The sequence below is a fragment of the Rummeliibacillus sp. TYF005 genome, assembly GCF_003844195.1.
Lineage (GTDB): Bacteria > Bacillota > Bacilli > Bacillales_A > Planococcaceae > Rummeliibacillus.
Genome location: NZ_ML122612.1, coordinates 1 through 7,669 on the forward strand (window position 1 = coordinate 1; position 7,669 = coordinate 7,669).

Annotated in this window: 6 protein-coding genes, 2 pseudogenes and 1 riboswitch; of the genes and pseudogenes, 5 read left to right on the forward strand and 3 right to left on the reverse strand. The window is 34.4% G+C overall.

Annotated features, from left to right (window positions below):
* The first annotated feature begins 268 nt into the window (after positions 1–268).
* Complete coding sequence (locus CW357_RS17485; protein WP_164489649.1) at positions 269–1,435, forward strand: tyrosine-type recombinase/integrase; 1,167 nt, start codon at positions 269–271, stop codon at positions 1,433–1,435.
* A gap of 63 nt (positions 1,436–1,498) precedes the next feature.
* Here CW357_RS17485 and CW357_RS18690 read toward each other — a convergent pair.
* The 3 genes and pseudogenes from CW357_RS18690 to CW357_RS17495 all read right to left on the reverse strand — a co-directional run.
* Positions 1,499–1,578: pseudogene (locus CW357_RS18690) on the reverse strand (purine-nucleoside phosphorylase); the annotation flags it as partial.
* A 1-nt stretch (position 1,579) separates the two neighbouring features.
* Positions 1,580–2,155, reverse strand: a pseudogene (gene deoD / locus CW357_RS17490) (purine-nucleoside phosphorylase); the annotation flags it as partial.
* An 81-nt stretch (positions 2,156–2,236) separates the two neighbouring features.
* Positions 2,237–2,455 carry a YozE family protein gene (locus CW357_RS17495; RefSeq protein WP_119415458.1) on the reverse strand — a complete coding sequence of 73 codons (219 nt, stop codon included), beginning with the start codon at positions 2,453–2,455 and terminating at the stop codon, positions 2,237–2,239.
* A 257-nt stretch (positions 2,456–2,712) separates the two neighbouring features.
* Between CW357_RS17495 and CW357_RS17500 the strand changes: the two genes are divergently transcribed.
* From CW357_RS17500 to CW357_RS17515, 4 genes are all read left to right on the forward strand, one after another.
* On the forward strand, positions 2,713–3,510 hold the full coding sequence (locus CW357_RS17500; RefSeq protein WP_158582339.1) for an SH3 domain-containing protein: 798 nt from the start codon (positions 2,713–2,715) through the stop codon (positions 3,508–3,510).
* Between the two features lie 125 nt (positions 3,511–3,635).
* Positions 3,636–3,736: riboswitch (SAM riboswitch) on the forward strand.
* A 70-nt stretch (positions 3,737–3,806) separates the two neighbouring features.
* The gene (locus CW357_RS17505; protein WP_124218737.1) at positions 3,807–4,940 is read left to right on the forward strand and encodes a methionine biosynthesis PLP-dependent protein; all 1,134 of its coding nucleotides are present in this window, start codon (positions 3,807–3,809) and stop codon (positions 4,938–4,940) included.
* Positions 4,924–6,111 carry an aminotransferase class I/II-fold pyridoxal phosphate-dependent enzyme gene (locus CW357_RS17510; protein WP_124218738.1) on the forward strand — a complete coding sequence of 396 codons (1,188 nt, stop codon included), beginning with the start codon at positions 4,924–4,926 and terminating at the stop codon, positions 6,109–6,111. Before CW357_RS17505 ends, CW357_RS17510 begins: the two co-directional genes overlap by 17 nt.
* A gap of 270 nt (positions 6,112–6,381) precedes the next feature.
* The gene (locus CW357_RS17515; RefSeq protein ID WP_119415656.1) at positions 6,382–7,521 is read left to right on the forward strand and encodes an IS110 family RNA-guided transposase; all 1,140 of its coding nucleotides are present in this window, start codon (positions 6,382–6,384) and stop codon (positions 7,519–7,521) included.
* Positions 7,522–7,669 lie beyond the last annotated feature (148 nt).

Below are 7,669 nucleotides of genomic sequence, written 5' to 3' on the forward strand. Positions count from 1 at the left end.
TTCTATTTACACAAAATATTTTATACTCTCTGTGTTTTAAAAAATAAGCGAAGTGTTATATTTTAAATAATTGTAATAATACCCTTATAGTTGTAAATGCCTTGCACCATTTTTTAATAAATACTTTGCATGTAGTGTTCTAATGGCATACAAATGTGGATATACATTTAAAAAATTTAATCAAATTAAAGAAATAGATTATAATAAATTATGAAAAGTTTGATTTAAACTCCTTATGGATTGCTATACAACTCAAGGAGAGTTCCAAATGGCAAGTTATCGAATCATTGAGCCTAATAAGAAAGGACAACCAAGAATAAAGATAATTGTTGAATATGGATATGATGAAAATGGAAAAAGACTACGAAAGATTAAAATTGCTACACTAAGGAAATTGGATGAGAGTAACATTATCAATGCAATTGCTCAATTTGAAAAATCATTAGGCATGGAGCAACAAACGTTTGGTAATACAAAGAAAATTACTTTTAGTCAGTTTTCTGAAAAGTTTATGAGTGATTATGTAGCAGTAGAATTAAAAGTAAAATCACGTAACACTTACGAAAATTATTTAAATAATGGGTTACTAGAATTTTTCGGTATGATGAAAATGCATAAAATCACATCTACACAAATCAACTTATTTTTTGTAGAACAAAAAAAGATAAAAGCTGGCTCTATTTATGAAAAGTTTGCGATGCTTAATACAATGTTCAACAGAGCTATAGAATGGGGATATATCGAGGTTAACCCTTGTGCTAAGGCAACTAAACCAAAACGTAAGAAAACACGGCGTATTAACTACTACACAGAAGAACAAATCAAGCAACTTTTACATGTAATTCCTAAACTTCATATTAAACATCAATTACAAATAAAAATTGCATTGTATTGTGGTTTAAGAATGGCAGAAATAGCAGGCTTACGATTTGAATCGCTCGATTTTCAAAACAACTCAATATACGTTGATAAGACCTTACAATATGATAAAATTAACAAACAATTTTTTCTGGATACGACGAAAACTGGGGAAAGTCGTGTGGTATATGCTCCTCAAAATTTAATGAGTGAGTTAAAGGATTACGTTGAGAAAAAGAAAATTAAGTTGGCGAAATTAGGCGAAAAGTTCAATCCAATCTACACAAAGAATAATAAACCCATTTATTTAGTTTTTTCAAAAGATAACGGCTTTCCAAATCATCCTGATAGAATGTCTATTCAGTGGCGGGATATTGTAAAAAAGTACAACTTACCGTATATCACATTTCATGGTTTAAGACACACATTTGCTAGTTATATGCTATCTAAAAATGTGAATATTAAAGTCATTCAAGAACAACTTGGTCATGCAAATATTCGTGAAACATTAGATACGTATTCCCATATAGATACGTCTCAAAAACAAAAAGCGAGTGACCTGTTTAGTAACCTTTAAAATTGCATTTGGTCACCAATAGTCACCCGTAAAATTTTACCAGTCTACAAACCCTTGATACGCCTACTCTTGAATAGCCGCTTCAAGTGCTACAACAATCATGTCATTGAATGTAGTTTGGCGTTCTTCTGCAGTTGTTGCTTNATTGAATTTTGCTGCTAGTGTATATAGTGCTGCAGTTTCCATTTCAACTGCTAATACACCGTAATCTGCTAATTTTTCGTTTTGGTTATCTTCACCATAGAATAAGTCAGCTGTGTAAACATTACCAGCACGTAAGTTTAGTCCAGCTTCTTCCCCTGCTTTATATGCTTTTAATAATAGATCGAAGTCAGCGGTTGGTGCGAAATCGATTCCTTTGAAGATAATTTCATTCATCTTAGAATCAGTTGTTGCTGATTGAGCAAGGATGACATCACGAACTTTAACATCACGTTTTAGTGCACCACAAGTACCAACACGGATTAGTTTTTGACATCCGTATTCTTGCATAAGTTCAGTTGTGTAAATAGCAATAGATGGTACACCCATACCTGTACCTTGTACAGAGATACGTTTTCCTTTGTATGTACCTGTGTAACCAAACATATTACGTACTTCGTTATATTGAGTAACATCTTCTAAGAATGTTTCTGCGATATATTTTGCACGTAAAGGATCTCCTGGTAAAAGTACGATTTCAGCGATTTCGCCTTGTTTAGCATTAATATGGATACTCATAATTATTCTCCTTTTCAATTTAAAATTTTCAATATGCCTGACTCATTGTAACAGTAAAGTCCGACCTCTGACAATCAAAAATTATTCTTCATATTTTTCATCATATTGTTGCCAAAGTTCATCAAATACAACTGCACTTAACGCATGATCTGCTTTTTCTTCTATATATCTTGAGATGTTTTGAAAATCTTCTTCCTGTTTAGGAAAACTATGGTCATGAAAAGCAGCTTCTGCAAAATCCCCTTTTGCATCTTTTGCTCCTCTAAAAGATAATACGAAATGATAAAATGATGGTTTCATTTGGACTTCCTGCCTTTATTTCATTATAACTTACATTCATTTTACACGAAAATTACTTATCTTTGGAAACTATATTAAAACTCTAATTGTAACTTATCTAATTTCTTCTCTACCTGGAAAACATTTTCTTACTTTTTTCATGATAATGGCAACCTTCCCATTTCATCTTCGTTCTATAACTCGGATGCGAAAATATTATCAATAAAGATTACCGCATCTCTACCTAGATTATTGGTATATATGAGGAGATGATTCAAATGAAAATAGTAAAAAGCTTACTATCTTTCATAGTCATGTTTGGGACTTTATTTACTTTTACAGCAAACAGTGACGCAGCAACACCAAAAACAATGAACGCAAAAGTAGCAAATAGCGTATACGTTCACGCTGAACCTTCAGCTAATGCCAAAAAAGTTGGAACACTTTGGAAAGGTACTAAAGTAGTCGTATATAGTAAATCAAAAACAGGCTGGGCAAAAATTAAATTCAACAAAAAAACAGCTTATGTATATGCTTCTTACTTATCATTTAGCAAAAATACAAGCAAGAAAACAACAGCTACAAAAACTACAACTACTAAAAAAACTACAACTAAAAAAAGTACGAGTACTTCAAATAGTAAAAAAACAACTTATCGCCCCGTAGTAACAAATACTTACTACTATGTTGAAAATGGCAAAGACGGAAAACTATATTCAACTGGCAAACGCAATTCAACAGGTTGGACTTACTGGTACAAAAAAACAGGTAACAATAAACAATCATTTTTAGTAAAAGAATCTTCTAAAGGTTTAGATTACAAATTTAAAACAGGTACTATTCGTCAAATCGTTTACCCTTTTACAAAGGGACAAGTATTTAAAGCAAACAAAAAAAATTACAAAATCGTATCTATTTCAAACACTTTTAAAGTAAAAGCAGGTACATTTAAATCAGTTGTCGGTATTAAAGCTGCAGACGGTTCAATCACATATTACGCCCCAAATGCTGGCGCAATTAAAACTGTGAAAAACAAAAAAGTCACTTTTGAAATCACAAAAATTGAAACAAAATAATTGAACGATTAAAGAGCTCCCTGAAATAATTTAGGGGGCTTTTTCTTTCATTATGCTATTGCATAGTATTTCATAAAGTGTTACTATTTCATTAATTAAAATTTTTCTAACAATTTAATGTAAATTTCTTATCGAGAGAGATGGAGGGACTGGCCCTGTGAAATCTCAGCAACCACCAATTTGGTAAGGTGCTAATTCCAGTAGATGTATTTCTAGCAGATAAGAAGATTGACTTTTTAAGTACAAGGTCCTCTTCTTCTGAGGGCCTTTTATTTTTTTAGAAAAGGATGATGAACATGACAAAAAAACATATTTCGACTCGTTTAGCGCAAATCGGAACAGAAACAGATCCTCGGACAGGTGCGATTAATACACCTATTTATCTTTCTACCGCATATCGACATGCAGGACTCGGCCAATCGACAGGCTATGATTATACACGTACAAAAAATCCAACTCGGGCTGTTTTAGAAGAAGGAATTACCGCTTTAGAAAGTGGAGATGCAGGTTTTGCCTGTAGTAGCGGGATGGCTGCAATCCAATTAGTTTTATCCCTTTTCAAATCAGGAGACGAAATAATCTATTCAGATGACATTTACGGAGGTACATATCGACTTGCTCGTCAATACGAAGAACAATATGGAATACATGCTCATTTCACACCTTTCCAATCTATCGCGGAAGTCGAAGCAATTATAAATGAACATACAAAAGCACTTTTTATAGAATCACCAACAAATCCATTAATGCAAGAAATAAATATTGAACTATTTGCAAAGTTAGCGAAAAAGAATCATCTTTTGCTGATCGTTGATAATACTTTTTTGACTCCGTATTATCAACGTCCAATTGAACTTGGCGCTGATATTGTTATTCATAGTGCTACTAAATATATTGGAGGACATAATGATGTTCTTGCAGGTCTGGTCGTCGCAAAAGGTGAAGAGTTATGCGAAAGACTTCTTCATAACCATAATGCTTCAGGTGCAACATTAGCCCCGATTGATAGTTGGCTTTTACTTCGTGGTCTAAAGACTTTACATGTTCGCATGAAACAGCATACAGAAAATGCACGAAAAATTGTTGACTATTTAAGTAAGGAACCATCCGTAAAAGATGTTCTGTACACTGGATTAGGTGGCATGATTTCTTTCCGATTACATCATTCTGAATTGGTTCCAGCATTTCTTCAAAATTTAAAACTTATCGCATTTGCTGAAAGTTTAGGAGGCGTTGAAAGTTTTATCACCTACCCGGCTACTCAAACACATGCTGATATACCTGAAGAAGAACGAACTGCACGTGGTGTTGACAACTCATTGTTACGTTTTTCAGTAGGAATAGAAGAAGCCGAAGATTTAATAGAAGATCTCCAACAAGTTTTTACTACTATCAATAAAGAGGTGTCTTTCCATGAGTCAACAAAATAAACAATCTATCGAAACTAGTCTAATAACTGCTTCTACTAGAGGCGATTACGAACAAAAGACAGGTGCTGTGAATGTACCAATCTATCTTTCATCTACTTTTGACCAAGAACATTTTGATTCTTTCGGTCCCTACGACTACAGTCGCTCTGGAAACCCTACTCGTGATGCATTAGAAAAAACAATTGCTGAACTTGAAGGAGGTTCAAGAGGATTTGCCTTTTCATCAGGCATAGCAGCAATTGCTTCTGCCCTACTTACTCTAAATACAGGTGATCATATTGTCATTACAAGCGAAGTATATGGTGGAACTTATCGTTTTGTTACACAGGTTTTAACAAAATACGGTATTTCACATTCTTTCGCAGATTTTACGAACTTGCAAGAAGTAGAAGCTGCCATCCAACCAAATACAAAAATTTTATATGCTGAAACTCCCGCGAATCCACTTCTAGGTATTACTGATATTCGTGGTATTGTTTCCATTGCTAAAAAACATAATTTGTTAACTTTTGTCGACAATACCTTTATGACACCACTTTACCAACGTCCGCTTGAACTAGGCGTTGATGTAGTATTACATAGTGCTACGAAATTTTTAGGCGGCCATAGTGATATTATTGCTGGTCTTGCCGTCACAAAAGACGAAGAACTTGGAAAACAAATTTACTTTATGCAAAATTCCATGGGTGCTATTTTAGGGGCACAAGATTCATTTTCATTGATACAAGGCATTAAAACATTAAATGCTCGCTTATCACAATCATCACAATCGGCGATAAAGATTGCCTCTTACCTCGAACAACATGAATTGGTTAAAGAAGTTCACTACCCTGGATTAAAGAATCATCCAGGTTATGAAATCCATGCGAACCAAGCATCAAACGCTGGTGCTGTATTATCATTCACATTACCAAATCGTGAGCTGACAAAGGCTTTTGTTGAACATGTTCAAATTCCGATTTTTGCAGTTAGTCTTGGTGGAGTTGAATCTATTCTTTCATACCCAGTGACAATGAGTCATGCTGCTATTCCTAAAGAAGAGCGCGATAAACGTGGCATTACAGAAGGACTTTTAAGGTTCTCAGTTGGGCTTGAAAATGTGGATGATTTAATCGCTGATTTTGAACAAGCTTTTCAAGCAGCAAAAGATATAGTTTCAGTCAAAAAATAAAGTTAAATAAGTCATAAAAACATTCATGAGTTTTTTACACCCAACCCTGGCATGAAAATAGTTACCTTCGGTTCATAATGGTAATGACACAAACAGGATGTTAAACGTGGGCTTTTTTGGTGGCTTTGACCCTGTAATAAAAACTGTTTGAGTGAATTTGGTGTTCAACCCTTTGTTAGCTCCACTTGTTAGTAGGATGACTACGTACAGAAAAATGCTTATTTTCAAATTCACTCACTGTTTGTGATCTTTTACTAAGGAGTGATTTCATTGGAGGTATTTATTGAGAAGTGCGCTGGACTAGATGTACATTCTGAAACAATTGTTGCTTGTGTGATAAAAGGAAAACGAGAAAACGATGTGTACACAGAAACTGAAACATTTCCTACGCTGACAAAAGATTTATTTCGACTATTAAAATGGTTGGAGAGTCATGAGATTACACACATTGCCATGGAGAGTACAGGCGTGTATTGGAAACCTGTTTTTAACATTTTAGAAGACTTCTTTGATATAACGTTAGCGAATGCTCAACGAATTAAAAATGTACCTGGAAGAAAAACAGATGTTTCGGATGCCGAATGGATCGCTAAATTATTACGTCATGGTTTAATTGAAAAAAGTTTTGTTCCACCACAAGACATTCGTGAACTTAGAGATTTAACAAGACTTCGGAAGAAATGGATTGGGCATTTAACTTCGGAAAAGAATCGAATTCAAAAAGTATTAGAAAGTTCCAATATCAAACTAAGTACCGTGATTTCAGATGTATTTGGGGTATCCGGTAGAAGACTTTTAAATCGATTAATCGAACAAGGTTATGTAGATGAAGCCGATGTTGAAAAAGATATTCACGGTAAATTAGTTTCCAAAAAACAACGTATTACGGATTCGTTATTTGGAACAATTAATGAACATCAAATTTTTCTCATTCGTCAATCTTGGCATCACATAGAATACTTAGAAAAGTTGATTTCAGAAATCGAAGAACGTGTCGATCAACTTCTCCGAAAATATGAAGAAGAGGTACAGTTATTAATAACTATACCAGGAATTAAAAAAGACACAGCAGCAGTAATTATCGCAGAAATCGGCGTAGATATGGGGCAATTTCCAACTTCACAACACCTTGCATCGTGGGCAGGCGTTTCACCTGGCAATCATGAAAGTGCAGGAAAAAGGAAAAGTACAAGGACAGTGAAAGGAAATCCTCATATTAAATCTGCCATGTGTGAGGCTGCATGGGCTGTTTCAAGAAGTCGTAATCGTTGGTTAGCAACCAAATATTGGTCACTCGCTGCACGAAGAGGCAAGAAAAAAGCACTCGTTGCGATCTCGCATCGAATGCTTCGGGTTATTTACTCCATGTTATTAAACAAGGAGCCTTATAAAGAACCCCTAATTGCCTAGTGTAACCAAAACCAAAAAGATTTATACAAAGTTACCTCACAACAGGTAGCTCTGCTTTCTTATTGGCTTTTTTAGGTCAATTAAAGGATTACCATAACTAATCAAGAATATTCACATACCGCAGGGATTATATATTTTCACAGAAAAA

Bases quoted from the DNA above. Each gene is read 5' to 3' on its own strand.
- CW357_RS17495 (WP_119415458.1), bottom strand. From the start codon at position 2,455: ATGAAACCATCATTTTATCATTTCGTATTATCTTTTAGAGGAGCAAAA.
- CW357_RS17505 (WP_124218737.1), top strand. From the start codon at position 3,807: ATGACAAAAAAACATATTTCGACTCGTTTAGCGCAAATCGGAACAGAA.
- CW357_RS17500 (WP_158582339.1), top strand. From the start codon at position 2,713: ATGAAAATAGTAAAAAGCTTACTATCTTTCATAGTCATGTTTGGGACT.
- CW357_RS17485 (WP_164489649.1), top strand. From the start codon at position 269: ATGGCAAGTTATCGAATCATTGAGCCTAATAAGAAAGGACAACCAAGA.
- CW357_RS17510 (WP_124218738.1), top strand. From the start codon at position 4,924: ATGAGTCAACAAAATAAACAATCTATCGAAACTAGTCTAATAACTGCT.